25 protein-coding genes are annotated in these 26400 nt (G+C 61.3%); 10 read left to right on the forward strand and 15 right to left on the reverse strand.

The window, feature by feature from the left end; translation table 11 throughout:
• The first annotated feature begins 10 nt into the window (after positions 1-10).
• Both AAAX31_RS07180 and AAAX31_RS07185 read left to right on the forward strand, forming a co-directional pair.
• On the forward strand, positions 11-1231 hold the full coding sequence (locus tag AAAX31_RS07180) for a M20 family metallopeptidase (RefSeq protein ID WP_117770198.1): 1221 nt from the start codon (positions 11-13) through the stop codon (positions 1229-1231).
• A gap of 39 nt (positions 1232-1270) precedes the next feature.
• Entirely contained in the window at positions 1271-1954 is a 684-nt protein-coding gene (locus AAAX31_RS07185) for a DUF1015 family protein (protein ID WP_117770197.1), read from the forward strand.
• 129 nt (positions 1955-2083) lie between these two features.
• Here the strand turns inward: AAAX31_RS07185 and AAAX31_RS07190 are convergent, their stop codons facing one another.
• The 3 genes from AAAX31_RS07190 to AAAX31_RS07200 form a co-directional block, all read right to left on the reverse strand.
• A complete protein-coding gene (locus AAAX31_RS07190) occupies positions 2084-2719 on the reverse strand; it encodes a histidine phosphatase family protein (protein ID WP_117770196.1) in 636 nt (211 codons plus the stop codon).
• Positions 2720-2736: 17 nt separating this feature from the next.
• Positions 2737-3279 (reverse strand): histidine phosphatase family protein, encoded by a 543-nt coding sequence (locus AAAX31_RS07195; protein WP_349076687.1) that lies wholly within the window; start codon positions 3277-3279, stop codon positions 2737-2739.
• An 82-nt stretch (positions 3280-3361) separates the two neighbouring features.
• Positions 3362-4033 carry a nitroreductase family protein gene (locus AAAX31_RS07200; protein WP_349076689.1) on the reverse strand — a complete coding sequence of 224 codons (672 nt, stop codon included), beginning with the start codon at positions 4031-4033 and terminating at the stop codon, positions 3362-3364.
• 235 nt (positions 4034-4268) lie between these two features.
• On the opposite strand from AAAX31_RS07200, the gene AAAX31_RS07205 reads away from it, so the two are divergent.
• Both AAAX31_RS07205 and AAAX31_RS07210 read left to right on the forward strand, forming a co-directional pair.
• Positions 4269-4871 (forward strand): DUF308 domain-containing protein, encoded by a 603-nt coding sequence (locus AAAX31_RS07205; protein ID WP_035137275.1) that lies wholly within the window; start codon positions 4269-4271, stop codon positions 4869-4871.
• Positions 4872-5354, forward strand: coding sequence for a DUF188 domain-containing protein (locus AAAX31_RS07210; RefSeq protein WP_349076692.1), 483 nt, complete (start codon positions 4872-4874; stop codon positions 5352-5354).
• A gap of 166 nt (positions 5355-5520) precedes the next feature.
• On the opposite strand, the gene AAAX31_RS07215 is transcribed toward AAAX31_RS07210, so the two are convergent.
• Positions 5521-6621, reverse strand: coding sequence for a putative manganese transporter (locus AAAX31_RS07215; RefSeq protein ID WP_195361775.1), 1101 nt, complete (start codon positions 6619-6621; stop codon positions 5521-5523).
• A 172-nt stretch (positions 6622-6793) separates the two neighbouring features.
• Here AAAX31_RS07215 and AAAX31_RS07220 point away from each other — a divergent pair, with 172 nt between their 5' ends.
• The 5 genes from AAAX31_RS07220 to AAAX31_RS07240 all read left to right on the forward strand — a co-directional run bounded on the left by AAAX31_RS07220 (position 6794) and on the right by AAAX31_RS07240 (position 12610).
• Complete coding sequence (locus tag AAAX31_RS07220; RefSeq protein WP_006235437.1) at positions 6794-7762, forward strand: hypothetical protein; 969 nt, start codon at positions 6794-6796, stop codon at positions 7760-7762.
• 652 nt (positions 7763-8414) lie between these two features.
• Positions 8415-9521 (forward strand): hypothetical protein, encoded by a 1107-nt coding sequence (locus AAAX31_RS07225; protein WP_117770190.1) that lies wholly within the window; start codon positions 8415-8417, stop codon positions 9519-9521.
• A 389-nt stretch (positions 9522-9910) separates the two neighbouring features.
• Positions 9911-10276 (forward strand): metalloregulator ArsR/SmtB family transcription factor, encoded by a 366-nt coding sequence (locus tag AAAX31_RS07230; protein ID WP_055285819.1) that lies wholly within the window; start codon positions 9911-9913, stop codon positions 10274-10276.
• Positions 10277-10338: 62 nt separating this feature from the next.
• Positions 10339-10557: a heavy metal-associated domain-containing protein gene (locus AAAX31_RS07235; RefSeq protein ID WP_022095001.1), complete on the forward strand. Its 219-nt coding sequence runs from the start codon at positions 10339-10341 to the stop codon at positions 10555-10557.
• A 100-nt stretch (positions 10558-10657) separates the two neighbouring features.
• The gene (locus tag AAAX31_RS07240; RefSeq protein ID WP_349076695.1) at positions 10658-12610 is read left to right on the forward strand and encodes a heavy metal translocating P-type ATPase; all 1953 of its coding nucleotides are present in this window, start codon (positions 10658-10660) and stop codon (positions 12608-12610) included.
• Positions 12611-12889: 279 nt separating this feature from the next.
• Here AAAX31_RS07240 and AAAX31_RS07245 read toward each other — a convergent pair whose 3' ends face one another.
• From AAAX31_RS07245 to AAAX31_RS07285, 9 genes are all read right to left on the reverse strand, one after another.
• The gene (locus AAAX31_RS07245; protein ID WP_349076696.1) at positions 12890-13279 is read right to left on the reverse strand and encodes a metal-dependent transcriptional regulator; all 390 of its coding nucleotides are present in this window, start codon (positions 13277-13279) and stop codon (positions 12890-12892) included.
• A 187-nt stretch (positions 13280-13466) separates the two neighbouring features.
• Positions 13467-14237, reverse strand: coding sequence for a Cof-type HAD-IIB family hydrolase (locus tag AAAX31_RS07250; RefSeq protein WP_271738251.1), 771 nt, complete (start codon positions 14235-14237; stop codon positions 13467-13469).
• 6 nt (positions 14238-14243) lie between these two features.
• Entirely contained in the window at positions 14244-16103 is a 1860-nt protein-coding gene (locus tag AAAX31_RS07255) for an ABC-F family ATP-binding cassette domain-containing protein (protein ID WP_349076697.1), read from the reverse strand.
• A 205-nt stretch (positions 16104-16308) separates the two neighbouring features.
• Positions 16309-17181 (reverse strand): phosphate ABC transporter ATP-binding protein PstB, encoded by an 873-nt coding sequence (pstB, locus tag AAAX31_RS07260; protein ID WP_349076698.1) that lies wholly within the window; start codon positions 17179-17181, stop codon positions 16309-16311.
• Positions 17178-18104, reverse strand: coding sequence for a phosphate ABC transporter permease PstA (gene pstA / locus AAAX31_RS07265; RefSeq protein ID WP_349076699.1), 927 nt, complete (start codon positions 18102-18104; stop codon positions 17178-17180). The genes pstB and pstA overlap by 4 nt, the downstream gene beginning before the upstream one ends.
• Positions 18097-19005, reverse strand: a complete 909-nt coding sequence (gene pstC, locus AAAX31_RS07270) for a phosphate ABC transporter permease subunit PstC (protein WP_349076701.1) — start codon at positions 19003-19005, stop codon at positions 18097-18099. Before pstC ends, pstA begins: the two co-directional genes overlap by 8 nt.
• Positions 19006-19029: 24 nt before the next feature.
• The gene (locus AAAX31_RS07275) at positions 19030-19968 is read right to left on the reverse strand and encodes a phosphate ABC transporter substrate-binding protein (RefSeq protein ID WP_271738256.1); all 939 of its coding nucleotides are present in this window, start codon (positions 19966-19968) and stop codon (positions 19030-19032) included.
• A 389-nt stretch (positions 19969-20357) separates the two neighbouring features.
• The gene (locus AAAX31_RS07280; RefSeq protein ID WP_271738257.1) at positions 20358-21794 is read right to left on the reverse strand and encodes a M20 family metallopeptidase; all 1437 of its coding nucleotides are present in this window, start codon (positions 21792-21794) and stop codon (positions 20358-20360) included.
• Between the two features lie 54 nt (positions 21795-21848).
• Positions 21849-22511, reverse strand: a complete 663-nt coding sequence (locus tag AAAX31_RS07285; RefSeq protein WP_349076704.1) for an HAD hydrolase-like protein — start codon at positions 22509-22511, stop codon at positions 21849-21851.
• 156 nt (positions 22512-22667) lie between these two features.
• On the opposite strand from AAAX31_RS07285, the gene AAAX31_RS07290 reads away from it, so the two are divergent.
• The gene (locus tag AAAX31_RS07290) at positions 22668-23528 is read left to right on the forward strand and encodes a DegV family protein (RefSeq protein ID WP_349076705.1); all 861 of its coding nucleotides are present in this window, start codon (positions 22668-22670) and stop codon (positions 23526-23528) included.
• Positions 23529-23696: 168 nt separating this feature from the next.
• On the opposite strand, the gene AAAX31_RS07295 is transcribed toward AAAX31_RS07290, so the two are convergent.
• Both AAAX31_RS07295 and tgt read right to left on the reverse strand, forming a co-directional pair.
• A complete protein-coding gene (locus tag AAAX31_RS07295) occupies positions 23697-24455 on the reverse strand; it encodes a TIGR00730 family Rossman fold protein (RefSeq protein ID WP_117848647.1) in 759 nt (252 codons plus the stop codon).
• Between the two features lie 233 nt (positions 24456-24688).
• Positions 24689-25828, reverse strand: coding sequence for a tRNA guanosine(34) transglycosylase Tgt (gene tgt, locus AAAX31_RS07300; protein ID WP_055285790.1), 1140 nt, complete (start codon positions 25826-25828; stop codon positions 24689-24691).
• Positions 25829-26400: the final 572 nt, after the last annotated feature.

Raw genomic sequence — 26400 nt, forward strand, 5'->3', positions numbered from 1 at the left:
TGAGGTGCCTATGGTTGATACAGATTTTGCTTGGCGGCTTACGCAAGGGCTCGTGCGGATCGACAGTTCAGACCCGGGTGCGTATGAGGACGAGATTGAGCGCTATATCAAAGCGTTGGTTGAGGAACGGTTGGCGCAGCTGAGCTATCCGGTACTCGATGCCGTGCAGATTGCAGAGCACGAAGTACTCCCCGGACGCCGCAATCTAATGGTCACCGTGCCGGGCCAAAGCGACGAGCCACGGCTCGTCTACATCTGCCATTTGGATACCGTCACCTTGGGCGATGGCTGGGACGCGGACATTCCGCCGCTCGGAGCGATCGTGCGCAACGATAAACTCTACGGCCGTGGTGCCTGCGATATGAAGGGTGGCCTGGCCTGCGCCATTGCCGCACTGGTCCATACGCTCGAGCGCGTGGCGGCAGAAGGCGAGCTGCCCCACCGCGGCTTTTCACTCATCTGCTCGGTCGACGAGGAAGACTTTATGCGTGGTTCAGAGGCAGCTATCGATGCCGGCTGGGTCGGCTCGCGTGAATGGGTGCTGGACACCGAGCCCACCGACGGACAGATCCAGGTAGCGCACAAGGGGCGTACGTGGTTCGAAATTGAAATGACTGGCGTGACGGCGCATGCGAGCCAGCCCTGGAAGGGCGCGGATGCCGTCGCCGCCATAGCCGAGGTCGTGTGTTCGCTCCGTCGCGCGTTTATGGCGCTGCCCGCGCACGATGAGCTGGGGCCTTCGACCATCACGTTTGGCCAAATCGAGGGCGGATATCGCCCCTATGTCGTGCCCGACCGCGCCAAAGTCTGGGTCGACATGCGTCTGACCCCGCCGACCGATACGGCCGCCGCGACGCGCATGGTAGAGCAGGCCATCGCCGTCGCCGAAGCCGCCGTTCCCGGTTGCCATGGCAGCTACACCGTGACGGGCGACCGCCCCGCCATCGAGCGCGACCCGAACTCTCCCCTTCTAGCAGCGCTCATGCGTGCCGCCGATGACGTGACGGACGTGGACACGACCGTCGGCTTCTTTACCGGCTACACCGACACCGCCGTCATTGCCGGCAAGACAGGTAACCGCAATTGCATGAGCTACGGTCCCGGGTCGCTCGCGCTCGCGCACAAGCCCAACGAATATGTGCCCCACGCCGATATCGTTCGTTGTCAGCAGGTGCTAATCGCGCTCGCCGATAACGTGCTCTGGGACGCGAGCGGCCAAGTTGGGGCATAATAAGCCGCGAACAAACCGACTCGTGCGTTAGGACCGCCCATGAAAGCACTTCCGTTTCCCTGCATCCGCCCGGCTCAGGACCGCGTGCTCGAGGCGCTGCCTGCAATGGGCAGCATCCTGAGCGGCAACGATGCTCTGCGCGGAGCCATTGCCGATGGTCTGATGCTCAAGGACCCGGGTGCGGCGTATTACGTGTACGAATGCTCGGGCGAGCCGGGACGTGTGACGGGTGTCGTGGCGATCTGCCCGACGAGTGTACTTGCGGGCGGCAAGGGCGATGCCAGCGCCGACGTGGCCGCCGCTGCGCACGCGATCGCCGAACTCAAAGTTCAGCCGCGCCCCGTGTCGCTCGCCTACGAGGCGTCGCCCGTCATGGACATCATCCTGGGCGCTGCCAAAGAGGGCGCCTCGCTCTACGCCGTCACCGACCCCGCGGGCATTACGCACCGCGTGTGGGAGGTCAAGCGCGAGGACGCCGTCGGCGCCATCCGTGCCATGCTCGACCAGGCGCCGGAGCCGGCACTGGCCGACGACCCTGCCTACGCTGCCGCACTAGTCGAGGCATCACAGCTCCTGGCCGACGATGCCCATGCTGCCGGCACCTACACGGGCAAAGAGCCGTTCAACTTTGCTGTAGCCGCACTGTTCCCCGCCGCGCAGATCGCCGGCGCCGCGCCGCAGGTTCCGACGGGTCTGCTCACGCACCAAGTCGCGCGGTTCTAGCAAGACCAGACCACGCAGCACAAAAATCGGCAGCTCAACAAACAGGGGGCGGAGATGCAGCAGGTACATGTATCTCCGCCCCTTTTGCGTCGAGAAGTTATGCCGGCGACCCGAGCCGCCACGCTCGCGTTATCCGCGCTGCGGACCTGCAGTAGCCACAAGCGGTTCAAGGCCCAGCTCGCGTGCGTAATCCTCCTGCGTAAAAATCTCAATCAGCTCAAACGTGTCGGATTCGTCGTCAAACGCAAAGTGCAGCACCGAGCAGTTGCCCGGCACACGGTCGCGCTCGTCTGCCGCCGCGCCCTTCACGTGATCCATAAACTCCTTGATAGCCGAGCCATGACTTACCGCGAGCACGCACGCATGGTCCGGACGCTGCATAAGCTCGGTCAGCGTCGCCACCATGCGCTCGCGCACCTGCATCTGGCCCTCGCCGCCAAACTGACGATAGAAATCGCGCCACGGGCGCTCGGGCATAAGCATCACGCGCTCGGCCTCAAAGTCGCCAAAGAACCACTCGCGCAGTCCGTCCAGACGCTCGTACGCCAAGCCCGGCCACAGGTTGGCGATAGTCTGCTCGGTGCGATGAAGTGTGGAGGTGTAGGCATGATCGGGCTCAATGCCGCGCGCACGCAAGAACATGCCGGCACGCGCCGCCTGGTCGCATCCCAGCTGCGTGAGCGGCGAGTCACTCCAACCCTGAATAATGCGCTTAAGGTTGAATATTGTCTGCCCATGACGAACCAGATACAGGTCTTTATTCATAGGGGTCCTTTCGTTCGTTACCAATCAAGGAGCGAAAACGCCCCGTCGCAATAGCCAAAATGAAGCACGGCACCGTTGTCGGGTAGCTCTCCCCTGCCAGTCACATACTCAAGAAACTCCTGGCAGGCTGAGCCGTGGGAGACTGCCAGCACGCAGTCGTGCTGCGGCCTGGCCATGATGCGCGACAGCACCGCGACCATACGCGACTGGAGCTGCACTTCAGACTCGCCACCAAAGGCCACCGGATAATCACCCCAGGGCTGCGGCGGCATATCGCGATTTGATGTGCCCTCCAGCGAGCCCAAATGCCACTCGCGTAGGTCATCGACCAGCTCTATCGAGCGGCCCTCACCAGCAATTAGCTCAGCCGTACGCCGCGCCCGGCCCAACGGGGAGGAATACACACGGTCAAAGGTCACGCCACGCGCCTCAAACGCCGCGCGCGTCGCCAGCGCCTGCTCGCGCCCGCGCGCCGTAAGCGGCGAATCGTGCCCACCCTGCAAAATGTTCTGCACATTGAGCTCAGTCTGCCCATGCCGCACCAAATACAGATCTGCCACACGCCCTCCCCTCGTACCACCACAAAGGGGACAGGTACCTTTGTGGTGGTTTACCGCCGGATCACACCGCGGTGACGCTCAACTACAGCAGTACGTCGGCGAGCGAACGCTTGGGTACGTGGTGCACCTGTGCCTCGTCGCGCCAATAATTGATGGAGCCATCGGGGTTGGAATCGATCGCATCGATCACCTGCGTTTCGGCCGGAACGCCAAACGCCATGATCAGCTTGAGCTCATACTTGTCGTTATCGAGCCCCATGGCATCGATCGCGTGGGGCGTAAAGGCCTTGAACATGCAGGCAGCCACCTCGGGCGTGGCGCTGCGGGCGGCGAGCATCATCGTCTGCGCGGCAATGCCCGTGTCGACCTCGGTAATGGGAGCGGCGGGCTTGCCCGGAACGGCGCGCTCGGCAAGAATCGCGATGTAGCCGGTCGGGCGCTCGCCCTCATCGGGACCCGACCAATCCTTGAGCGCACCGGCCCATGCAAGCTCGTCAAACACGCGAGCGCAGTCCTCGGAACCGCCCACCACATGAAAACGAAGACGCTGAGCATTGGCACCACAGGGAGTCAGGTGCGCCAGCTCCGCCAGCTCAAGCAAAAGCTCACGCGGCACGCGCATGGACTCGTCAAAGCGACGGCACGTGCGGGCGCAGCGAACCAACGCATCAAACGCGTCCAAGCCGAGCTTTTCGCAACCCTGCTTTGCCATCGACTCAGCGCTTACCGGCGCTGCGGGAACTGCTTCGTTCATAGGGACCCCCAATTTCGGGCAATTGTTCTTAGGAAAATCTAACCTAAAACGTAGGCAATAACGAACAGGGCTGCAATGTTCTACACCTGTTGAATAGAAAATCGCGACGTGGGGAACAACGGAAACAATTCGGGGCCTTTGGGTTACGTTTCGCCCTCCCCGACCCATACGCCAGCGCCTTTAGGCGATACTGGTTGTAACGATCAAGGCTTACGCCGCACGGAAAGGAGACATTATGGGCATCTTTAAGAACGATGACCAAAAATCGAGCCAGTTTGGATTTGACGAGAAAAGCATGGCAGGCAAGGCCGTCAAGGCCGTGCGCTGGATTTACGCCATCACGGGCGTCTTGGCGCTCGTCGCCGGCATCGCACTGCTGTTTGCGCCCGCCAAGTCCCTCGTCTTCCTAACGACCGTCTTGGGCTTCTACTTTGTGATCACGGCCGCGATCAGGCTGTTTACCGCTGTTTTCGAGCCACTGCTGCCCACCGGCTGGCGCGTGACGAGCATCATCTCCAACCTACTCATTATCTTGGGCGGCGTCATAATCCTGCGCAACCAGGCCTTCTCGACCGCAACGCTCACCACGATGGTGGTTATCGTGGCCGGCTTTGGCTGGATCGTCGAAGGTGTCATGTCCATTCTGGAGTCCGAGCTTTCGTCCAACCGTGCCCTCGCCATCCTGAGCGGCGCGCTCTCCATCATCGCCGGCATGTTCGTGTTTATCTATCCGCTGTGGTCGGCCAAGATGCTCGTCATCTTTAGCGGCGCCGCACTGCTGGTGTTTGGCGTAACGCTGATTGTCCGCGCCATTCAGTTTGGCAAACTGGTGCACTAGATGCCAAGGACGCTCTTTATTGATGCCGACGCCTGCCCGGTCACGCGCGAGTCGATTGACTGCGCGCGGCGGGCGGGCGTCGCCGTTGTTATCGCCGGCAACAGCACGCAAAACCTGGAACGGCACATTCGCCGCGACGACCCGCGCGATGCCGAGCACGCGCGACGCGGCTTTTGGGTCACGACGCTCGATGTGAGCGTGGGCGCCGACAGCGCCGACTTTGCCATTGTCGAACGCCTGCAGGCGGGCGACGTAGTCGTGACGCAGGACATTGGCTTGGCGAGCATGGCGCTCGGGCGCGATGCCGCCGCCATCGGCGTGCGCGGGCGCGTCTACGACAAAGCGACCATCGACATGCAGTTGTTTATTCGCCACGAGGAAAAGAAGGTACGCCGCGCCGGGGGACGCACTCGCGGACCGGCGGCATTTACCAGCGAAGACCGGGCCCGCTTTAAACGCAACCTCACCGAGCTGCTGCGCTAACCAAGGTAGATTTTCGGGACATGCCCGGAAATCTACCTTTTTGTTTTGAGCGGTGTGAGCGCTCGGAATCCATGGCTCAACAAAAAAACGGGCTTCAAAATGCCATGCGTCGCCGCATTGCGCAGGCGCCGAGCATGGCTATTTGAAGCCCATTTTTTAGGCCTACTTAGAGGCCGAAGGCGGATAGGATAAGGCCCCAGCCGGCGCCGATGACGTACATCATGACCAGGAACACGGCGTTTTCACGAGCGCTGCGGTTGGTGCGGAACAGGACAAGATAGCCCACGCCGGCGGAAATGAGCGTGCCGGCGAGCATCGGCGCCAGCTGTAGCGCGCCCTCCAGGTACAGCTGCGTAATGACCACGCTGGCCGAGCAGTTGGGGATCAGGCCGACGAGTGCCGAGCCCAAGACGGCGAGCGTCTCGTTGCCACGCAGGAACTGCTCGATCGCGGACTCTCCGAAGGTCTCGAGCACGGCAACTAGAATCAGCGTCACCAGGAAAATAAAAACCGAAACCTGCACGGTGTGCGAGATCGCGCTGCGGATAATCGACAGGACGGGCGCACCTTCGTGGGAGTGACCGTGGTCGTGCCCATGGCCGTGGTGGTGCTCATGCTCGCCTGCGTGACCGTGGTCATGGCTGTGTCCGTGGTCGCGCTCGTGTTCATCTTCATCATCATCGCAACCGCAATGGTCGCGCTCGCACAACTCGTGGATGTGGTCGGCGCTCACGCCCGCCTCGGCCACTTCATCAATGATGTCGCCCCCGGTATGGTCGTCGTGCGCGCAGTTCACATGAGCCGGATTGGCAGCGGTCCCCAGCACGGTACGGCGAATCGCCGCATGCGCGCGGGCATTACGACGAAGGCCGCGGATAGCCGCGTCCACGATAAAGCCCGTGACCAGCGCGATCAGTGCCTTCGAAGCCAAAAGCATCGCCATGGTCTGCACGGGCACCTGCTCGGCGAGCAACAGCGGCAGCATCTCATCGGAGGTCGAGAGGAACACGGCGACCAGCGTGCCCAGCGTCACGACACGGCCGGCGTACAGCGTTGCTGCCATGGCCGAAAATCCGCACTGCGGCACAATGCCCAGCAGCGAGCCAGCCACGGGACCCGCAGCGCCGGCGCGCTTGATAGCGCCGTTGACGCGGTCGCCCGCAACGTGCTCAAGTGTCTCGAGAGCAAGATACGTCACCAACAAAAACGGCGCCAGCGAGAGCGTGTCCTTGCCGGCGTCGAGCAGAATATCAATCAGCAAATCCATGACGGATGGAACCTTTCATGTCTTTCGGCAGCATTGTAAAAGTCCTAGCGGTCAACTAGGGTATTGTAGTTGTCCTAGGCGCGATGCCAATAGTTGCCCATGGTAAACTATCATCTCGCCACATCTCAATGAACCCGAGCCGCGCGGTGCGGCCCGTCCAAGGAGCAGTTATATGAACGTTTCACAAGCACTCGAATACGAGCGCCAGCCGTTTATTCCCATGTTTATCTATGGCGATCACGGCGCCATGGAGTCCGAGCGCCAGAAGGGCGAAGAGGCCCTTAAGGTGCTCGAAACCGAGTACTTTACCGCCGAGGGCGACCCCAGCTTCGACTTTGCCACCGTGCGCGACCTGGCTGACCGCAACCGCGACCTGTGCGACCAGATTGGCGAGGCACGCCTGCGCAACGTGACGCCCGCGACGCTTTCGCGCGGCCTGTCCGATGCCGACACCTGCGCCGCCATCGGCAAGATGCAAAAGCGCACCGCCGCGTCCGTTATGCGCGAAATCCGCGGCGACCGCGACGCGCTCGGCGTGGCCTACGCCCGCAAGCCCATCCAGGGCACCGTGCTCGGTATCGACATCGAGACCACCGGCCGTGCACCCGAGCGCGGCTATATCATCAACGTGGGCTGGGAGATCATGGAGCTCACCAGCGACGCCGTCCCGCATGACGCCGAGGCACACTACTGCGGCCTGCCCGACATCTACCGCGGCGAGGATGTGCCGCTATCGAACATCCATCACATTACCTGGGACGACATCGACGGCAAAAAACCATTCCGCGAGAACAAGGAACTGCAGAAGCAGCTGCTCAAACTTATGAAGAAGTACCCGTACATGGCGCATAACGCCGCGTTCGAAGACAGTTGGTTCAAGATCCACCTGGACGGTTACGCCGAGGCACGCCGCGCCGGCAAGATCATCGTCATCGACTCGCGCCAGATCTGCCGCAGCCTGGATGCCGACGTCCGCTCGCTCCCCCGCGAGTCCGCGCCCGCCGCGCTCGAGAACTGGGCGCGCCGCCGTGGCACCCTCGCCGCCGACGCCAACGAGCAGCACCTGGGCCTCGACGACACCGACCTCATGCTCCGCACGGTTCAGGCCGAGTTCAACCTCAAGAACCTATTCGCGAAATAACCGATCCATCTGCGGGAGCGCCTGCCAGGCACAGCGCAATCCGTCTGGGCACACCGACACGCAGTAAACTAGGGCGCAGCCTTATGCTGCACCCTAGTTTTCATCAAAACGAGCAAATACGCGTGCTTCACATAGTCGGCAGGTTGGCCCACCTACATTTTTCGAGTTGTTCGGCCAGCTGAACCACTAGTCAAGGCCCCTTGAACCGCAATCGAAGCTAAAATCGCCTTAATTTCGCAACCAAGCCCCATAAATCTACCTGAATCAATTCGAATAGGACGTTGCGATCGCACCTATTTGTATAGGATAAGGCCGAATAACTCAAATTATGTTGGTGAGGCATCTGAGCGGTCGGCAAAAACGCTTAGAAGCTACGAATCCGCAACTAAAGTTCATCAAAAAGGGGCAGCCGGCAGAAACCTCCCCAGCCAAAGCTGCTCCCTCAATACGACAGCTCAAAAACCCACCGTTCGCAGAAGATAAGCCGCGCCCCAATACCGTTGCCCGAAGTTTCGGGCGTATGCGGCGTCCGCTATGCCATCATGCGCGTATGGGAATCATTCTGTCACATACCACGGCACGCGCTGTATACCAAACAGCCAACTCGCTCGCAAGCTACGCGACCGGTCCCATACCTATGGAAAAGATCAGGGTGTCTGCGCCGACCACGTCCGACCTGGAAGCGGCACGAGCATGGCTCAACAGAAAGAATGTCGATTCTGAACGTATCCATGTGCTGACGTTTTCCAATAATGCCAAAAGGCACCGCAAGGGCTGCATCTGCCACTGCACGCACTATACGTTTGATGCAGAAAGCTACCTAGAACTCGAGCCGAACGTCTACATCGTCGATATCAAGCTGTGCGCGTTAGAAGCAACAGCCGACCTCAACCTTTCGGAGCTCGTTGAGTATTACTTTGAAATCTGCGGCTCCTACGCGCTTGGAACGTCCGACGAAACTCAATATCGCGAGCGCCCAGCCCTAACCAGCGTTGAAGAGCTCAGAGCCTTCTTTTCAGAGGCACCGGGGTATCGTGGATCTAATAAAGCACTTAAGGCACTTTCTTATGTACACGAAGGCTGTCGCTCCCCACTCGAAACGGCGTTTGTCATGATGCTGACAATGCCCAAGTCAATGGGTGGCTTAGCCATACGCGCTATCAAAACGGATTATCCAATCCCAGTCCCCAAAAGATACGCCGCCCTAACGCGACGGACGGTTTTCTACCTCGACGCGCTGCTCGAAAATTCGATGACCGATATCGAATACAACGGCTTTTACCACGACGAACCCGAGCAGCAATCAATTGACGAGGAGCGCCGAAACACGCTGCGAAACATGGGATATGCCGTTATCACAGTTAATCGTCATTCGTTTTTCAAACAGTCCGCTTTTAAACGGGTCATGGAAGCGATTCGCATTCGCGAGAAGATATGGCCCGGTCGACTCCCGGATAACTTCGCCATCCTGCAAGAAACTCTTCGTCAATTTGTCTTGCGGCGCTACTTCGAATACGGTCGCCGCGTCCTGGAGACACTCAAAGAAGAAGAGGCCGCCAAGCGCGAAATTGCAAGCCAATATCCGCAAGCTGATGACCCGAGCATCAACGATGTGCCCGAACCCGACGACATGCAACACGTCGGGGCCCTTGCTGAGGAAATCAATGGGGCTTGGGAATGCGACATGTTCGCAAAAATCGATGAAAACCGCACGGAAGACGACACGATTATTGATCTAATTGAGAATTCGCTCTTCTAAAGGCGATCTCTGCGGATGTCCACCTACATTTTTCGACTTATTCGGCCACCGATGTGCCAGATTGGCTGCAGCAATGCTCAATATAACTTTAGATAAAACTGATTCTGCAGGAACTCCCGTAGAGGAAGAACTGATTCTCGCGGTATTTGACACGATAAAGTACAAATATGAACAGTTCTAATGCTTCTCAAGGTGGCTTTCTTAGCATGCTAGCCGAACATCTCGAAATATGTTGGCGAGCATTGCGTCGATGTCTCCCAACCCACAGAAAATCGCAGAGGCGGCAAGCAGTCATCGAAATTAACGCAAATTGTATTGACATATGAACATACACTCATATAATCGAAAGCAAGTTATATGAGCGCATGTTCATATGAAAGGATATTGCAATGAGCATCCGCGTTGATGAAACGAAACCCGACATCGAGGCCACCGAACCCGCGATCCCCACCACCTGCTCGCCCGAGGACCTTCCCGACGAGGAGCTTCTCTACGACCTCGCCGACCTGTTCAAGGTCTTCAGCGACACCACGCGCATCAAGATCCTTTACGCCCTCATGGGCCGCGAGCTCTGCGTGGCAGACATCGCCGAAGCGACCGAAACCTCGCAGTCCGCGGTGTCGCACCAGCTGCGCACACTCAAGCAGTCGCACCTGGTTAAATTCCGGCGCGACGGGCGCAATATCCTATACTCGCTCGCCGACGACCACGTCTACACCATGCTCAACCAGGGCATGAGCCACATCTGCGAATAGCAGCCAACCACGGTACCAGCGCGGCCTGCACCCAAGCCGCAAAAACGGGAAAGGAACCCACCATGAAAAAGCAGTACAAGCTCGATGAGATCGATTGCGCCAACTGTGCGCGCGAGCTTCAGGACGAGCTGGCCAAGCTCGAGGGCGTCAAATCCGTGTCCGTCAACTTTATGACCCAGAAGCTGACGCTCGAGGCCGATGATGCTGAGTTCGACGAGGTGCTCAACCGCGTTGTTGAGTTTACGGCCGACGCCGAGCCGGACTGCGAGATTATTCTCTAGCCCAGGTTTACGCCAACCTGCAAGGCCGCGCTTGCTGCGGCCTTTGCTCGCGAAATTATATGAGCGAATGTTCATACATTCAAATGGGAGGATACGAGTCATGGCCACCGCCGACCCCAAAAAGAAAAAGAAGAAGCGCAAGAAAAAAGAATCACTCGAGCATAAGCGCAACCGCATCCTGGTAGCGCTGGGCATTTTTGCCGTGGTGTACGCCCTCGATGAGTTCAGCACCCTTACCGCCGCATTCGGCACCCCGGGCGACATCTACGCCAGCTTTGTGCTGTTCCTCGTGCCGTTTTTGATTGCCGGCTACGACGTACTGCAAAAGGCATTCAATAACATCCGCCGCGGCAAGGCCTTCGACGAGAGCTTCCTCATGGCCGTCGCAACCATCGGCGCATTTGCCATGGTGCTCTTCCCCGACACAGACCCGCACATGGCCGAAGGCGCCGCCGTCATGCTGTTCTACCAGGTCGGCGAGCTGTTCCAGGCATACGCCGTGGGCAAGAGCCGCAAGTCGATCAGCGCCATGATGGACATCGCGCCCGACTACGCTAACGTCGAGCAACCCGACGGCTCACTCGAACAGGTCTTCCCCGATGACATCGCGGTCGGCACCGTGATCGTGGTCAAGCCCGGCGAGCGCGTGCCTATCGACGGCGTCATCGTCGAGGGCGAAACCCAGCTCGACACCGCCGCCCTTACCGGTGAGTCGGTCCCCCGCCCGGCCAAAACCGGAGACGATATCATCAGCGGCTGCATCAACATGACGGGGCTCATCCACGTGCGCACCACCAAGCCCTTTGGCGAGTCCACCGTCGCACGCGTCCTGGAGCTCGTGGAGAATGCCAGCGAAAAGAAGGCACGCACCGAGAACTTCATCACGCGCTTTGCCCGCATCTACACGCCCGCCGTCACCGGCGCTGCCGCGGTGCTCGCGCTCGGCGGTGGCCTGGTCACCGGTGCCTGGTCCGACTGGATTCTGCGCGGCCTGACCTTCTTGGTCGTCAGCTGCCCGTGCGCGTTGGTGATCAGCGTGCCGCTTAGTTTCTTTGGCGGCATCGGCGGCGCATCCAAGCTGGGCGTTCTCATCAAGGGTTCTAACTACCTCGAGACGCTCGCCGACGTGGACACCGTCGTCTTTGACAAGACGGGCACCCTCACCAACGGCACGTTCTCGGTGGTCGCGGTACACCCCGAGGCCGGCTATACCGAGCAGTCGTTGCTCGAAGTCGCAGCCCTTGCTGAGTCGTTCTCCGATCACCCCATCGCGCAGTCCGTACGTGTCGCCTACCAGGGCGAGGTCGACCCCAAGCGCGTAAGCGACTCCACCAACGACGCGGGCCATGGCGTGACGGCAACCATCGACGGCAAGCACGTCGTCGTTGGCAACGCAAAGATGCTCGCCGCGGCCGGAGTCGAAGCGCCCGATTGCGAGGTCGTCGGAACGATTCTGCATGTGCTCGTTGACGGCGTGTACGCCGGCCACATCGTGATTGCAGACACCGTCAAGGCCGATGCTGAGCAAACGATTCGCGACCTGCACGCCGCCGGTGTCAAGCGCACCGTCATGCTCACGGGCGACCGCGAGGAGGTTGCGGCGTCTGTGGCCAAGCAACTCAGTCTCGACGAGTTCCACGCGCAGCTGCTGCCGGGCGATAAGGTCGAGCGCGTCGAGGCGCTGCTTGCAACCGAGAGTGGCAAGGGCAAGCTCGCCTTTGTGGGCGACGGCATCAACGATGCGCCCGTGCTTACGCGCGCCGATGTGGGCATTGCCATGGGCGCTATGGGTTCTGACGCTGCGATCGAGGCCGCCGATGTCGTGCTCATGGACGACAAGCCGTCCAACATTTCCCGCGCGATCCGCGTGGCACGCAAGACCATGACGATCGTCTGGCAGAACATCATCTTTGCGCTGGGCGTTAAGCTGCTGATCCTTGTGCTGGCAGCGCTGGGCATCGCCAACATGTGGCTTGCCGTGTTCGGCGACGTAGGCGTGGCGATCATCGCCATCCTGAACGCCATGCGCGCGATGGGTGTCAAGAACCTGTAGCACTCGTGGTCCCTCCGGCCGGGGCCGGGCTTGGTTTTGAAAACGTCCTCGCGCATGAGGCCCGCCTTTCCTGCTCCTGCGGAGCAACGGAAAGACGGGCCTCGCGCTGCGGAGTGTTTTCAAAACCAAGCCCGGCCCCGGCCTGCGGTGACGTAGCTGGCAGTTCTTGGGCATCGCTTGCTGGCAGGGTTCCTTTGCTGAAATGGACTTGGCCGAAAGGGCCGCTGGTCCCGGTCGCTGGTTCGCGCTTTGCGCGAACTCCGCGCTACTGGGGGTTCGTTAGGATTCCGCCGCTTGGCCCGTCGCCTCGCCCCGGTTCAGCATCGCACTCAGTTTCTCGAAGCTTTCCTCGCTCAGGCAGTGCTCCATGTGGCAGCCCTCTTGCGACGCGACCTCAGCCGAAACACCCGCATCCTCCAGCAGCCCCACGAAAAAGCAGTGGCGCTCCCACATTTGGCGAGCGACCTCCAGCCCTCGCTCTGTCAGATGAACATCTCGTTTGCCCATTTCGACATAGCCGTTGCTTTCCAGCGTCGCCATGGCCTTGGAAACGCTCGCCTTGGTTACGCCGAGATACTCCGCAACGTCGATCGAGCGCACGATGACCTGACGTTCCGACAGAACGTAGATTGATTCGAGATAGTCTTCTCCGGATTCACGTAGGGCCATGGGCCGCCTTTCGCGATGATTGCTAGTTAGCCTTTGGATACTTTCCACGGCTAACTTTACCGCAAAAGTTGCCCATGTCTTACTACTTTGTCTAAAAGTTAGCCGTGTTTCACAAAACGTGCGGGACGAAAACAAAATGGGGACGCCCCGCAAGGAGTGTCCCCAGGTGCCAGGTGCCGGCCCGCAGTTACATCAATCCAAAGTGCTTCGCGGCGTTGCAGATGCCGTCGTCGTCCACGGCGGTCGTCACGTAGGTCGCTGCAGCCTTCACCGTGTCCTGCGCGTTGCCCATGGCCACGCTCGTGCCCACGGCGGAAAACATCGACAGGTCGTTCTCGCCATCGCCAAAGGCAATCGCCTCGCTCGCATCGATGCCCAGGCGCTCCAGCGTCGCCGCCACGCCCAGGTCCTTACCGCCGTTGGCAGGGATAATGTCGCAGAACAAATCACACCAGCGCGTAGTGAGAGAATGCGCCACCGCATCGGTCACGATATGCTCGTCGGCCGGGTCCACAAAGGCGCAGAACTGGTAGACCGGTGCGTCAAAGGCGTGCTCAAACGGCTCCTCGTGGTAGACAATCCCCGCGTTGCTTCCGGCCGTCACCACGCGCTCGGACAGGCGGTTCACAAACGAGTTCTCGCCCTGCATGCACAGCGAGTCATAGCGCCCCTGCGCCACCTGGTCCACAATCACCGCAACGTCGTCCGGGTCAATCGGGCAGCTACGGTAGACGCCCTCGGCATCAAAGCAGTGCTGGCCCGAAAGCGTAATGTACGCATCCCAACCCAAGTTGAACAGCCAATCAGGCATCTGGTAGGTCGGGCGACCCGTGGCAATCACGCACACAATCCCCTGCTCGTGAAAGCTGTCGAGCACCTGCTGCGCCGACGCCGGAATCCGGTGGGTCTTAAAGCTCAGCAGCGTGCCGTCGATATCGAAAAACGCGGCTTTGATCATCCTCGTCTACTCCTCGCCCTCGAGCTTTTCGCTCGCCTCGAGCCACGCCATCTCCAGCTCGTCCATGGCGGCGTGGGCCTCGTCGATCTTTGCCTGCTGCTCGCCAAGCGCCGTGTAGTTGGTGGGATCGACCTGGGCCATGGCGGCCTCGGCCTCCTCCACGCGGGCACGCTGCGTTTCCATCTTGCGCTCGAGCGAGCTCACCTCGCGGCGGAGCTTCTGGCGCTCGGCGTTGGACAGGCCGTTGGGCTGCCCGCTCGCCTTGGGCTTATCGGCCACAACCGCTGCGGCGCCGGTGTCGAACGTGCCGGTCTTGGCGCTCGGCGCGCCCACGGGCTCGCCCTCGGCGGTGGCGTTGCACAGGCGCAGGTACTGGTCGACGCCGCCGGGCATATGCGTCAGGTGGCCGTCGAGCAACGCCCACTGCTGGTCGGTCACGCGCTCCATGAGGAATCGGTCGTGCGTCACCAGGATCAGCGTGCCCGGCCAGCCGTCGAGCAGGTCCTCGACAATCGCGAGCATGTCGGTATCCAGGTCGTTGCCCGGCTCGTCCAGGATAAGCACGTTGGGCTCGTCCAGAATTGTCAGCAGCAGCGACAGGCGACGGCGCTGGCCGCCCGAAAGGTCGCCGATGCGGCTCCAGAGCTGCTGCGTCGTAAAGCCCAGGCGCTCGCAAAGCTTCTCGGGCGAAGTCTCCTTGCCGTCGATGACGTAGTACTTCTTATAGTTGCTAAGCACCTCGCGGATCGTGTCGCCCATGTAGGGCTCGAGCTCCTCGAGCTGCTGCGACAGCACGCCAAAGCGTACCGTCTGGCCGATCTTTACACGGCCGCGCAGGGGCGCAATCTTGCCCCGGATTACGTCAAGTAGCGTCGACTTGCCGGCGCCGTTCTCACCCAAAAGACCATAGCGGTCGCCCGCGCCGATAAGCCAGGTCACGTCGGAGAGCACCTGCTTGGGCGCGCCGTCGGTATCCGCATAGCCGGCGTCCACGTCGATCACGTCGATGACCTGCTTGCCCAGGCGGCTCACCGCCAGGCGCTTGAGCTCCAGCTCGTCGCGCACGGGCGGCACGTCGGCGATGAGTTCGCGAGCGGCATCCACGCGAAACTTGGGCTTGGTGGAGCGCGCCTGGGCGCCGCGGCTCAGCCACGCGAGCTCCTTGCGCGCCATGTTGCGACGACGCTCCTCGGTAACTGCGGCCATGCGGTCGCGCTCCACGCGCTGCAGGATGTATGCCGAGTAGCCGCCCTCGAAGGGATCGACCTGGCCGTCGTGGACCTCCCACATGCTGGTGCAGACCTCGTCCAAGAACCAGCGGTCGTGCGTGACCACGAGCATGGCGCCCTGGCCGCGCTGCCAGCGGGCCTTTAAGTGACGCGCGAGCCAGTTGATGGTGCGCATGTCCAGGTGGTTGGTGGGCTCGTCGAGCATGAGCACGTCGTAGTCGCCGATCAGCAGGCGCGCAAGGTCCACGCGACGGCGCTGACCGCCCGAAAGCTCGCCCACCGTGCCCTCCCAGGGCACATCGCTAATGAGACCGGCGAGGATCTGGCGCGTACGCGGACTCGACGCCCACTCATACTCGGGCGTGTCGCCCACGACGGCATGGTGCACGGTGTCGGTGTCGACAAGCTGGTCCTTTTGGCCGAGCAGACCGATCGTGGTGCCTCGGCGGTGCGTCACGCGGCCGTCGTCGGGATCCAGCGTGCCGGCGAGCACGCTCAGCAGCGTCGACTTGCCGTCGCCGTTTTTGCCGACGATGCCAATACGGTCGCCCTCGCCCACGCCGAGCGTTACGCTATCGAAAATATGCTTGGTGGGAAACTCTAGGCTGATGGAATCGCATCCCAAAAGAATCGCCATATGCCCTGCTCCTTCGTAGAAATTCAACGTTGTCCATGATAGCAGCGAGCCCCACCCCAAACCACCACGAAGGTGCCTGTCCCCTTTGTGGTGGTCGGTCTGGCAGCGACACAAAAAGGCGGGCCATCTCACAAAAGAGATAACCCGCCCCTCCAATCAGTCCCGTGGCGACCGTGGCCGCCGCGGGCCTCAAGCATGTCCCGGACTAGGAGAACATGCCGGTGAGGTAATCATTCAGCCGCTGATCCTTGGGCCGTTGGAAAATCTCGTCAGTCTCGTCGTACTCGACCATATCGCCCATGTAGAAGAACGCCGTGCGGTTGGACACACGCGAAGCTTGCTCCATGTTGTGCGTCACGATGACGATAGCGCGGTCGGCCACAATCGAAGACATGAGGTCCTCGATCGCCAGCGTCGAGATGGGGTCGAGTGCCGAGCAGGGCTCGTCGAACAGAATCACGTCGGGGTTGAGCGCCAGCGTGCGTGCGATGCACAGGCGCTGTTGCTGTCCGCCCGAGAGCGCATAGGCGCTCTTATCGAGCTTGTCCTTGACCTCGTCCCACAGTGCCGCGCCGCGCAGGCTCTCCTCGACCATGCGGTCGAGCTCGTCGCGGTCGGTAATGCCGTGGCGCTTGGGCGCAAACGTGATGTTGTCGCGAATGGACTTGCGGAACGGGTTGGGCTGCTGAAACACCATGCCAATGGAGCGGCGCAGCTCATAGGTGTTCTCGGTCTTGGTGTTCACGTTGCGCCCGCGGTAGTTGATATCGCCCTCCACGCGGCAGCCGCGAATCTCGCGATTCATCAGGTTGAGGCTGCGCAGAAAGGTCGACTTACCGCAGCCCGAAGGCCCGATGAGCGCCGTGATCTCGCCCTTGTGAAAGTCGAGCGACGTGTCGTGCAGCGCATGGTGGTCGCCATAGTACACGTTGACGTCCTTGGTGGAGAGCATGACCTCGTCGCTCACGGCCTTGCCGCTCACGCGCACGCGCTTCTCGCTCTCCCCCACGCTCGACAGGAAGTCCCGGGTGTCGGACGATGCCGCTTCGGTTGCGGGCGTTGCATTCATCTCGCTCATTCGGCCGTCATCTTCCTTGCCAGTTGCTTGCCCACGATGCGGGCGACTACGTTAAACAGCAGCACGCAGATCATCAGCAGTGCAGCGGTGCCCCAGACGATCTGCTGGGCCTCGGGGCTGCCCTCGCCATAGATCTTGTAGATGTGCACGGCAAGCGACTCACCGGGGCGGAACACGTTCCAGGCGCAGGTGGGGCTCGACAGGTTAAAGCTCAAGAAATTCAGGCGAACCGGCGAACTCATGCCCGAGGTAAAGAGCAGCGCCGCGGCCTCGCCAAACACGCGGCCGGCCGAAAGCACGATGCCGGTCACGATGGCGGGCATGGCCTCGGGAATCAAGATATGCAGCGTGGCCTCCCAGCGGGTAAGGCCCATGGCCAGGCACGCATCGCGCTGGGCCTGTGGCACGTCCTCGAGCGCCTGCTGAATCACGCGCACCAGGATGGGGATGTTGAACATGGTGAGCGCGACGGCGCCGGAGATGATGGAGTACTTCCAGCCCAGCTGCACCGAGAACACCAGAAAGCCGAACATGCCGACGACGATGGAAGGCAGCGAAGACAGCGTCTCGATGGCGGTGGAGGCGATGTCGCGAATGGGTCCGTCCGACGCGTACTCGACCAGGAAGACCGCGCCGCCCAAGCTGATGGGTACCGAGATGACTAGGGTGATCAGCAGCAGATAGAACGAGTCGAACAGCTGATAGAGCACGCCGCCCTGAGTTCCGTTGGCGCGCGCGGGCTCCGTGAGAAAGCCCGGCTTAAGCAGCGTCGAGACGCCCTCGAACAGGATATAGGCCACCATGGAGATGACGATGAGCATGACGATGGCGACGATCGCCGTCAACACGCCCGTGGCGATGCGGTCCTGTTTTTGGACACGCCCGAGTCTCGCCTCGTCGATATGGATGCGCGTGCTAGCCACGAGCCTTCGCCCCCTTGCGGCCAATGAGATGGATAATCAGGATGAAGATGAGGCTCATGCCCATCAGCAGCAGGCCGAGCGCCCACAGAACGTCGTCCTGGGCCGAACCCTCGGCATAGACCGCCATAGACGTGGTGAGCGTGGTGGTAATGGTCGAGGCCGGCGACAGCAGCGACGTCGGCATGGCCTCGATGCCGCCGATAACCATGCGCACAGCGAGCGTCTCGCCAAAGGCGCGGGTCATACCGAGGATGACCGCGGTCATGAGCGACGGCATGGCGGACTTGAGCACCACGTGCCAGATGGTCTGCCAACGGGTGTAGCCCAGCGCGAGCGAGCCCTGACGGTAGCTGTCGGGCACGGCGCGCAGGCCATCGACCGAAAGGGTGGTCATCGTCGGCAGAATCATGACGGCCAGCACGATGGCGCCGGGCAAGATGCCCAGGCCCGTGCTCACGTGGAAAACGCTCTTCATAAGGCCGACAACCACGTGAAAACCGATCAGGCCAAAGACGACCGAGGGAATGCCGGTCAAAAGCTCAATAAGCGGCTGAAAGACCTTGGAGCCAAACTTAGGCCGAATCTCGACCGCAAAGATGGCAGAGCCGATGGCGATGGGCAGCGCGATGAGCGTGGAGAGCACCATGACCGCAAACGAGGTGACAATCAGGGGCAGAGCGCCGGTGTAGGGCAGGCCGCTTTCGGCTGTGTTGGCCAGGTCCCACTTGGCGCCGGTGAAGAACTCGACGACCGAAACGCCGTCCTTGAGAAAAGCCGAGAGGCCCTTTTGGGCGACCATAAAGATGAGCGCGGCAACGACAAGCGTCACGAGCGCAACGCACGCGCCCGTGACGCCCAGGCCCACGTTCTCAAGGTCGCGCTTTGGCAGCTGTTTTGCCATTGCAAACCTTTCCGGGGCGATTACTTATTTAGCGGAGACCTTGCCGCTGGCGTCCTTGACGACCTTCATGGCAGAGACGGGGATAAAGCCCTGCTCCTCGACGAGCTTGCCCTGGACGTCATCGGAAAGCATGAACTCCAGGAAGGCCTTGGTGGCCTCGTCGGCATCCTTAGCGCAGTACATGTGCTCGGTAGCCCAGATCTTGAAGGAGTCGTCGGTGACGTTTGCGCTCTTGGGCTCCACGCCCTCGACCTTGATGGCGTTGAACTTGGAGTCATCGAAGTGCGAGAAATCGAGGTAGGAGATGGCGTTGTCGGTGCTGCCCATCTGAGTCTGAACGTCGCCGGACTTGTCGAGCTCGGCATCGCCCTTAAAGTCGACAGCCTCGTCGCCAAAGACGGCAGCCTCGAAGGTGGCGCGGGTACCGGAGCCGGCCTTGCGGTTGAGAACGACGATAGTAGCGTCGTCGCCGCCGACCTCCTTCCAGTTGGAAATCTGGCCGGAGAAGATGCCCTTGAGCTGCTCGAGGGACAGGTCGTCGACCGTCACGTTCTTGGAGACGACGGGACCCATGCCCACGACGGCGACCTCGTGGTCGACGAGGTTCTTGACCTGATCGGCCTCGAGCTTGGTTTCGGCGAAGACGTCGGAGTTGCCGATGGTGACGGTGCCGGCGGCGACAGCGGTCAGGCCCTTGCCCGAACCGTTGCCCGAGCCGGAGACGGAGACGTCCGGGTTGGCATCCATGAACTTCTCGGCAGCGGCCTCGACGAGAGCCTGGAACGAGGAGGCACCGTCGTAGGTCACCTCGCCGGAGACGGACTCGGCAGCAGCGGCGCTGCCCTTGTCGGCGGCGTCGGATGCGCCGGAGCCGCCGCAACCAACGAGACCGAGACCGACGATGCTGGCAAGACCACCAGCGAGGCCGAGGAACTGACGACGAGAATAAGCCTGATCGAGCATGATCTTCCTTTCATACATGCGAATCGCGGGCACCCTGCCCGCTTTGCTGTTTGGAAAGATACGGCCTCGATCGGGCGACGACCGCCTTATCTGCGGTTTCTTACGGTCATTTGATAGACCCTTACCGCAAGCTCTGCCCAGCCTTTACAAACGGATAACAATCCAGCGCCGAACATGGCGCACCTTTTACACCAAAGGAACGTCCCCAATGACTACCCCACCGCAACAGAAAAAGCCCGGGCCGAAGCACCGGGCTCGTAATGCAAGTTTGTATCCAAGCAGGATATAGGGGTTTCCCAGGTGCCCGAGATTGCCCCGAAAGAGGAGCGCCGCGTACTTTGGTACGCAAGCGACGGTTTGAGGGGCAAGGTCGGGTGCCTGGGGAAGCCCTACAGCTCAAGTTCGTTGAGGCGCAGGATGGCCACGATATAAATCTTGAGCGCTTGCTTGAGCTGTTCCTCGTTGGCGCACTCGTTGGGGCCGTGCATCTGGCCGCCCCATGCGGGCAGCTCCAGGCCGGTTTCCTCGGGGCCAAATGAGACGGCGCGGGCAAAGTTGCGTGCGTACGTGCCGCCGCCCATGGCGAAGGGCTCGGCATGCTTGCCCGTAAACTCATTATAGGTATCGATAAGCGCCTTCACGGCCGGATCGTCAGCAGAGACCGAGAACGGCACCTTGGTACGACCCACGCGATACGTCACACCAAAGCGGCCCACGAGCGGCTCGAGCTGCTCGCAGATGGTATCGGCGCTCGTGCTGTCGGGGAAACGCACGTCGATGACCTGCTCAATGTGGCCATCCGCCACGCGGATGACGCCGGGGTTGCAGGTGAGCGGGCCAAACGCCGGGCTCGTCGCGTCGATACCCAGGCCGCGGCCATAGGCGTCCGCATGCACAAAGGCCAGAAACTTGACAAACTCGTGCTCGGCAGGCGTCAGCAGGCGCTCGTCGCGCGCACCAAACGCATCCTCGGCCTCGCGCAGATACGCCACGATGAGGCCGACGGCATTGATCGTACCCTCGGGCATCGAAGCATGACCGCCAATGCCGTGGGCAAAAATCTGCGCATGGCCGTTATCGAGCGTCGTAATCTCCAGGCGGTCGGCGTTCTCGACCGGCGCCGGTAGTTCATCGGCGGCAATCGCAAGCTCGCAGATAGACTGCGACGGAATGGCGTTGCTCGCCTCGGCACCGCTCCACGACACAATACGCCCGCCATCGATCCTAGAGCTCACAAACGTCGCCCCAAACTGGCCCTTCTCGGCATTACAAACCGGGAACTCGGCATCGGGCGTAAACAGAAAGTCGGGATCTGTGTGGTTCTCCAGATAATGGTGAACGTCGGACATGCCCACTTCCTCATCGCAGCCCAGCAGCGCGCGGAAGGTATAGCGCGGGGTAATGCCGTGCTTGAGCAGATAGGCGCCGGCGTAGAGCGACAGCACCGCCGGACCCTTGTCGTCGATAACACCGCGACCGAGCAGCCAGCCCTCGCGACGCTCCATCGCAAACGGGTCGGTGTTCCAACCGGGGCCGGCGGGCACCACGTCCACGTGGCAGATGGTCGCGAGCTGCTTGTCGCCGCGGCCGGGAATGTCGGCGATGCCCACATAGCCCCCGTCGTCGCTCGTCTGGTAGCCGAGCTTCTGCGCGATGCCGAGCGCGCAATCGAGCGCGTCACGGACCGGGCGGCCAAACGGCGCGCCGGGCTCCGCATCGGCAGCAACGGCCACGGACGGATAACTCACCAGCTGCTCGATATCGGCGACGACATCTTCCCAAACTTCGTCTACATACTCAGCAACGCTCTGCTCCACCTGATTCATGGACGACCTCCTTACCAATGAGGGGTGAGCGTGCCCGCCCCTCACATCACATACTTATATAGCGAAAAGTTTAGCAAGCTCGGCCACCGAGTGCACCACCGCATCGGCGCCCGCGGCCTCGTGCTCCCCCGGCGCCGCCGCGCCCGAATAGATGCCGATGCACGGCACGCCCATCGCGTGCGCGCCCTCCACATCGTTGAAGCGGTCGCCGATCATCACGGCATCGTCGGCCGTCGCACCCAGGGCCGCCAGCGCATCGCGGACCGAATCCGCCTTGGTCTCGCGCCCCTGCGGCGGATTCATGCCAACCACGGCCTCAAACTGGCAAAGCCCCAGCTCATGCACCATATCGATGCACTTCGCCTCCATGCGAGACGTCGCGACCGCCATGCGATGCCCCTGCGCGGCAAGGCTGTCGAGCAGCTCGGGGATTCCATCGAACACGGGGTACTCTTCCGGCCCCAGCTCATCGAAAAAGGCACGGTACTCGTCGGCCACCACAAGCGACTCCTCGCGCGAGAAGCCGTAAAAGTCGTGAAAGCTCTTCCACAGGGGCGGCCCGATCATGCGGCGCAGGTCACCCATCTGCGCCTCCGAAAACCCGCGCGCAGCCAGCGTCTTGTACGTCGAGGTCATCACCGCCCGGCCCGTATCGGCTACCGTGCCATCAAAATCAAACAGCACAATCGGCCGCTCGCATAGCTGTAATGCCGCCATCGATATCCCTCTTCCCCAATTGGCGATTTCCACACCGACACTTCAAACTGTTGACTATTCAACAATTAAAGCTGGAAATGTGGAATGACTCTACTATACTTGTCGCACTTTGCTCTCAGAAGGCGGCGCGCAAACGCCCCAACGAAAGGTGCAATTATGTCTTTTGCCATCATAACCGACTCCACGTCGGACATCTCCCCCGCCCGCGCCCAAGAGCTCGGCATTTACGTCATTCCGCTGCATGTGATTATCGAAGGCGAGGACCTGCTCGACCAGGTGCAGATCACCGCCGAAGAGTACGTCGCCCGCATGGCAGGCTCCGAGCAGCTGCCGCACACCTCGCAGCCGAGCGCCGGCGAATTCAAGGCACTCTTTGACCGCGTGCTCGCCGACGGCCACGATAGCGCCATCTTTATCTCGCTATGCAGCGAGTGGTCTGCCTGCTACGCCAACGCGTGCCAGGTAGCCGATACCCACGAGCTCGACGTGCGCTGCATCGACTCGCGCACCGGCTCGGGCGCCGAGGGCCTGCTGGTGGAGTACGCGCTCGCCATGCGTGAGGACGGCCGCAGCCTGGACGAGACCGAGGCGCAGATCCGCGCGACGCTGCCCGACGCCCACCTGCTGCTGATTCCCCGCACGCTCGAGAACCTCGTTAAGAACGGCCGCGCGCCCAAACTCGCCGGCCAGCTCACGCAGATGCTCAACATTCGCCTGGCCGTTTCGCCGGAGTGGAAATCGGGCGAGATCAAGGCCATCAAAAAGGGCCGCGGTGCCAAGCGCATCGTCGCCAACACCATGGCCGATTGCCTCGCATTTTTGGCAGAACACCCGGGTTCAAGCGTACGCGTGCTCACAACCGGTGCCGCTGAGGAACAAGAGCTCGTCAACCAGGCGCTCGCGGGCCAGGACTACGTAGACGCCGGCACCGGCCCCATCGGCTGCACCATCGCGACCCACGTAGGCGTCGACGCCATCGCCATCAGCTACTGCCCCCGCTACCAGCCAACTCGCTAGGAACGCCCACATCAGTTGCGGTGAAATAGGGACTGTTTTTGGCTTATCAGCCGCAAATCAATCCCTATTCCACCGCAACTTAGAAGCAGTTCATTTGGGACGGGGCTAAAAAGACTGATATCAAACGTTTCAGACCAGTCTTTTTAGCCCCGTCCCATTTTAGCTACTCTACATCAGCCCGCTCAGGGCGATGTCGACGGCCTCGTTGAGGTCGTCGGTGATGTGCACCAGCTCCGGATCGAGCGGGCTGATCATACCGGCGTCCATCACCGGACCGTTAAGCCAGTCGAATAGGCCCTGCCAGTACTCGCTGCCTACCAGCACAAGCGGCATGCGCTTGACCTTGTGCGTTTGCACCAGCGTGAGCACCTCAAACATCTCGTCGAGCGTGCCAAACCCGCCGGGAAACACAATAGCGCCCGAGCTGTATTTGACGAACATGGTCTTGCGCACAAAGAAGTAGCGGAAGTCCATACCGAGGTTCACGTATTTGTTGAGCCCCTGCTCGTGCGGCAGCTCAATGCCCAAACCAACTGACTTGCCGTTGACGCTCGCCGCTCCCTTGTTGGCCGCTTCCATGATGCCGGGGCCGCCACCGGTGATAACCGCCACGCCGCGCTGGGCAATCTTACGCCCGACGGTGCGCGCCGCCTTGTAGAGCGTATCGGTCTTGGGCGTGCGGGCGCTACCGAAGATGGTCACCGCAGGTCCGAGCTCGGCAAGCGCGCCAAAGCCGTCGACAAACTCGGCCTGGATGCGCAGTACGCGCCACGGATCGGCATGCAACCAGTCGGTCGACTCCTCGGGCGCCAGCAGGTTAGCGTACGTATTGTCCTTAGGAATCATCGGGCCGCGCATGACCACGGGGCCGCGGCGGTACGTCTCGTCGTAGGAAGGCTCGCCCTCGACATTCTCGTTCTTAATCATGGGTACTCCTATCGAGAAAAAGAAAAACGGGCGGGGTCGACGCCATGCGCCAAACACCCGCCCGAACATCAACTATTCGGTATGGTACCCACGATGTATCAAGTGCTTGCAAGCTATCGGTTAGCGGTCGCGCAACCGACGCCGGCGAATGCGATGCCCGGCGACGGCTGCGCGCGGTCGATTGGCACGCGGTCTCGACATCGCGCGAGTGCCTGCAAGCGCCCGCGCCGCCCTTAGTAATCCACCGCGGCAGGGCTATTCATCCAATCGCTCACGAATGCACCATAGCGACCCTCGATAATGGCCTGGCGAGCACGCTGCATAAGGTTGAGCAGGTAGTAGATGTTGTGCATCGAAAGCAGGATGCCGCCGAGCATCTCCTTCTGCGTGACCATGTGGCGAATGAGCGCGCGGCTGTAGCCGCCCGTGCACACCGGGCAGGTGCAGGTGGGGTCGATGGGGCCGTCGTCGTGCGCAAAACGCGCGTTGCGGAAGTTAAGGCGACCTTCACTGGAGAATGCCGTGCCCATGCGGCCGGTGCGCGTCGGCAGCACGCAGTCGAACATATCGATGCCCACGCCCACGCCGCGCACGAGCGTCGTCGGGTTGCCGACGCCCATCAGGTAGCGCGGCTTGTGCTTGGGCATGTACTCGCTCACAAGCGGCGCCAGGGTCTCGAACATGGTCTCGTGGTCCTCGCCCACCGAGTAGCCGCCGATGCCGTAACCGGGGAAGTCGCCGCACTCCTCCAGATGGCGCAGAGAGCGCAGGCGCAGATCCAGATGCATGCCGCCCTGGACGATGCCAAAGAGCGCCTGGTCATCGCGGGTGTGAGCCTTGTAGCAGCGCTCGGCCCACATGCTCGACAGCTCCACCGCGCGCTCAACGTAGGCGCGCGTGGCGGGATAGCCCGGGCACTGGTCCAGCTGCATGCAGATGTCGGAGCCGAGCTTCATGGCGATTTCCATGTTGTCCTCGGGCGTCCAGAACACGTGGCGGCCGTCGTAGTCGTTGACGATAAAGCGCACGCCCTCGTCGGTGAGCTTGACGGCGTCGTTGTGGCTGAACACTTGGAAACCGCCCGAGTCGGTGAGGATAGGACCGTGCCAGTTCATAAACTTGTGCAGGCCGCCCAGCTCGGCGATAGTGTCCTCGCCGGGACGCATGGACAGATGATAGGTGTTGGCAAGCACGATCTGGGCGCCGAGCTGTTTGACGGTCTCGGTGGGGATGCCCTTGACGTTTGCCTTGGTGCCCACGGGCATAAAGATCGGCGTCTCGATGTCGCCGTGCGGGGTGTGCAGCACGCCGGCACGCGCATGCGTCGTCGGATCCTCGGCGATCAGGTCGAATTTAAAAAGGCTCTGGTCCATAAACTGGAACTCCTTGGTTGCGGTTCATACGCAAACCATTATACGGGCAACCCGCAAGAAGCACCGACTCGACAGAAACTAGTGCATTAGGATCAGGTTCCCGAGCTAGTCGTTGGGGACGTTCTTAAACGACTGGTCGTTGGGGACGGTCTTCAGCGCCACCTTGCAAAGGAGTGTCCCAATCTGCCGGCACTTAGGGACTGTCCCCAAGTGCCGGCAAGAGTGTCCCTTTCAACTAGTCATTTAAGAACGTCCCCAACGACTACATCCAACAGCCAAGGGAACGCCGATGCTTTGTCAACGCCAGACACTATGACCCAATCCGAGGGCACTAAAAAGATAGGAGCCCCCGCTCGTGACCGCGGGTCGGGGCTGCGACAATGATGTTGAAGTGCCATAGGCGCAGCCGCGCCGCAACGAGGTTGGGAGGCTCCCATGCCAAAGTATTCTACCGCGTTCGGGATGGACGTCCACCTGAGGTCGACCACCGTCTGCGCCCTCGACGCGGACACCGGCGAGGCCGTGACGAGGAGGTTCCCCGGCAACCCCTGGGGCGAGATCGCCGGGTGGAT

The sequence above is a fragment of the Collinsella sp. CLA-ER-H5 genome (genome assembly GCF_040092375.1).
In the GTDB taxonomy this organism is placed as follows: domain Bacteria; phylum Actinomycetota; class Coriobacteriia; order Coriobacteriales; family Coriobacteriaceae; genus Collinsella.

Excerpts from the sequence above, each read along its gene's own strand:
- AAAX31_RS07180 (WP_117770198.1), top strand. The coding sequence starts at position 11 with ATGGTTGATACAGATTTTGCTTGGCGGCTTACGCAAGGGCTCGTGCGG.
- AAAX31_RS07185 (WP_117770197.1), top strand. The coding sequence starts at position 1,271 with ATGAAAGCACTTCCGTTTCCCTGCATCCGCCCGGCTCAGGACCGCGTG.
- AAAX31_RS07190 (WP_117770196.1), bottom strand. The coding sequence starts at position 2,719 with ATGAATAAAGACCTGTATCTGGTTCGTCATGGGCAGACAATATTCAAC.
- AAAX31_RS07200 (WP_349076689.1), bottom strand. The coding sequence starts at position 4,033 with ATGAACGAAGCAGTTCCCGCAGCGCCGGTAAGCGCTGAGTCGATGGCA.
- AAAX31_RS07205 (WP_035137275.1), top strand. The coding sequence starts at position 4,269 with ATGGGCATCTTTAAGAACGATGACCAAAAATCGAGCCAGTTTGGATTT.
- AAAX31_RS07210 (WP_349076692.1), top strand. The coding sequence starts at position 4,872 with ATGCCAAGGACGCTCTTTATTGATGCCGACGCCTGCCCGGTCACGCGC.
- AAAX31_RS07215 (WP_195361775.1), bottom strand. The coding sequence starts at position 6,621 with ATGGATTTGCTGATTGATATTCTGCTCGACGCCGGCAAGGACACGCTC.
- AAAX31_RS07220 (WP_006235437.1), top strand. The coding sequence starts at position 6,794 with ATGAACGTTTCACAAGCACTCGAATACGAGCGCCAGCCGTTTATTCCC.
- AAAX31_RS07230 (WP_055285819.1), top strand. The coding sequence starts at position 9,911 with ATGAGCATCCGCGTTGATGAAACGAAACCCGACATCGAGGCCACCGAA.
- AAAX31_RS07235 (WP_022095001.1), top strand. The coding sequence starts at position 10,339 with ATGAAAAAGCAGTACAAGCTCGATGAGATCGATTGCGCCAACTGTGCG.
- AAAX31_RS07240 (WP_349076695.1), top strand. The coding sequence starts at position 10,658 with ATGGCCACCGCCGACCCCAAAAAGAAAAAGAAGAAGCGCAAGAAAAAA.
- AAAX31_RS07245 (WP_349076696.1), bottom strand. The coding sequence starts at position 13,279 with ATGGCCCTACGTGAATCCGGAGAAGACTATCTCGAATCAATCTACGTT.
- AAAX31_RS07250 (WP_271738251.1), bottom strand. The coding sequence starts at position 14,237 with ATGATCAAAGCCGCGTTTTTCGATATCGACGGCACGCTGCTGAGCTTT.
- AAAX31_RS07255 (WP_349076697.1), bottom strand. The coding sequence starts at position 16,103 with ATGGCGATTCTTTTGGGATGCGATTCCATCAGCCTAGAGTTTCCCACC.
- pstB (WP_349076698.1), bottom strand. The coding sequence starts at position 17,181 with ATGAGCGAGATGAATGCAACGCCCGCAACCGAAGCGGCATCGTCCGAC.
- pstC (WP_349076701.1), bottom strand. The coding sequence starts at position 19,005 with ATGGCAAAACAGCTGCCAAAGCGCGACCTTGAGAACGTGGGCCTGGGC.
- AAAX31_RS07275 (WP_271738256.1), bottom strand. The coding sequence starts at position 19,968 with ATGCTCGATCAGGCTTATTCTCGTCGTCAGTTCCTCGGCCTCGCTGGT.
- AAAX31_RS07280 (WP_271738257.1), bottom strand. The coding sequence starts at position 21,794 with ATGAATCAGGTGGAGCAGAGCGTTGCTGAGTATGTAGACGAAGTTTGG.
- AAAX31_RS07285 (WP_349076704.1), bottom strand. The coding sequence starts at position 22,511 with ATGGCGGCATTACAGCTATGCGAGCGGCCGATTGTGCTGTTTGATTTT.
- AAAX31_RS07290 (WP_349076705.1), top strand. The coding sequence starts at position 22,668 with ATGTCTTTTGCCATCATAACCGACTCCACGTCGGACATCTCCCCCGCC.
- AAAX31_RS07295 (WP_117848647.1), bottom strand. The coding sequence starts at position 24,455 with ATGATTAAGAACGAGAATGTCGAGGGCGAGCCTTCCTACGACGAGACG.
- tgt (WP_055285790.1), bottom strand. The coding sequence starts at position 25,828 with ATGGACCAGAGCCTTTTTAAATTCGACCTGATCGCCGAGGATCCGACG.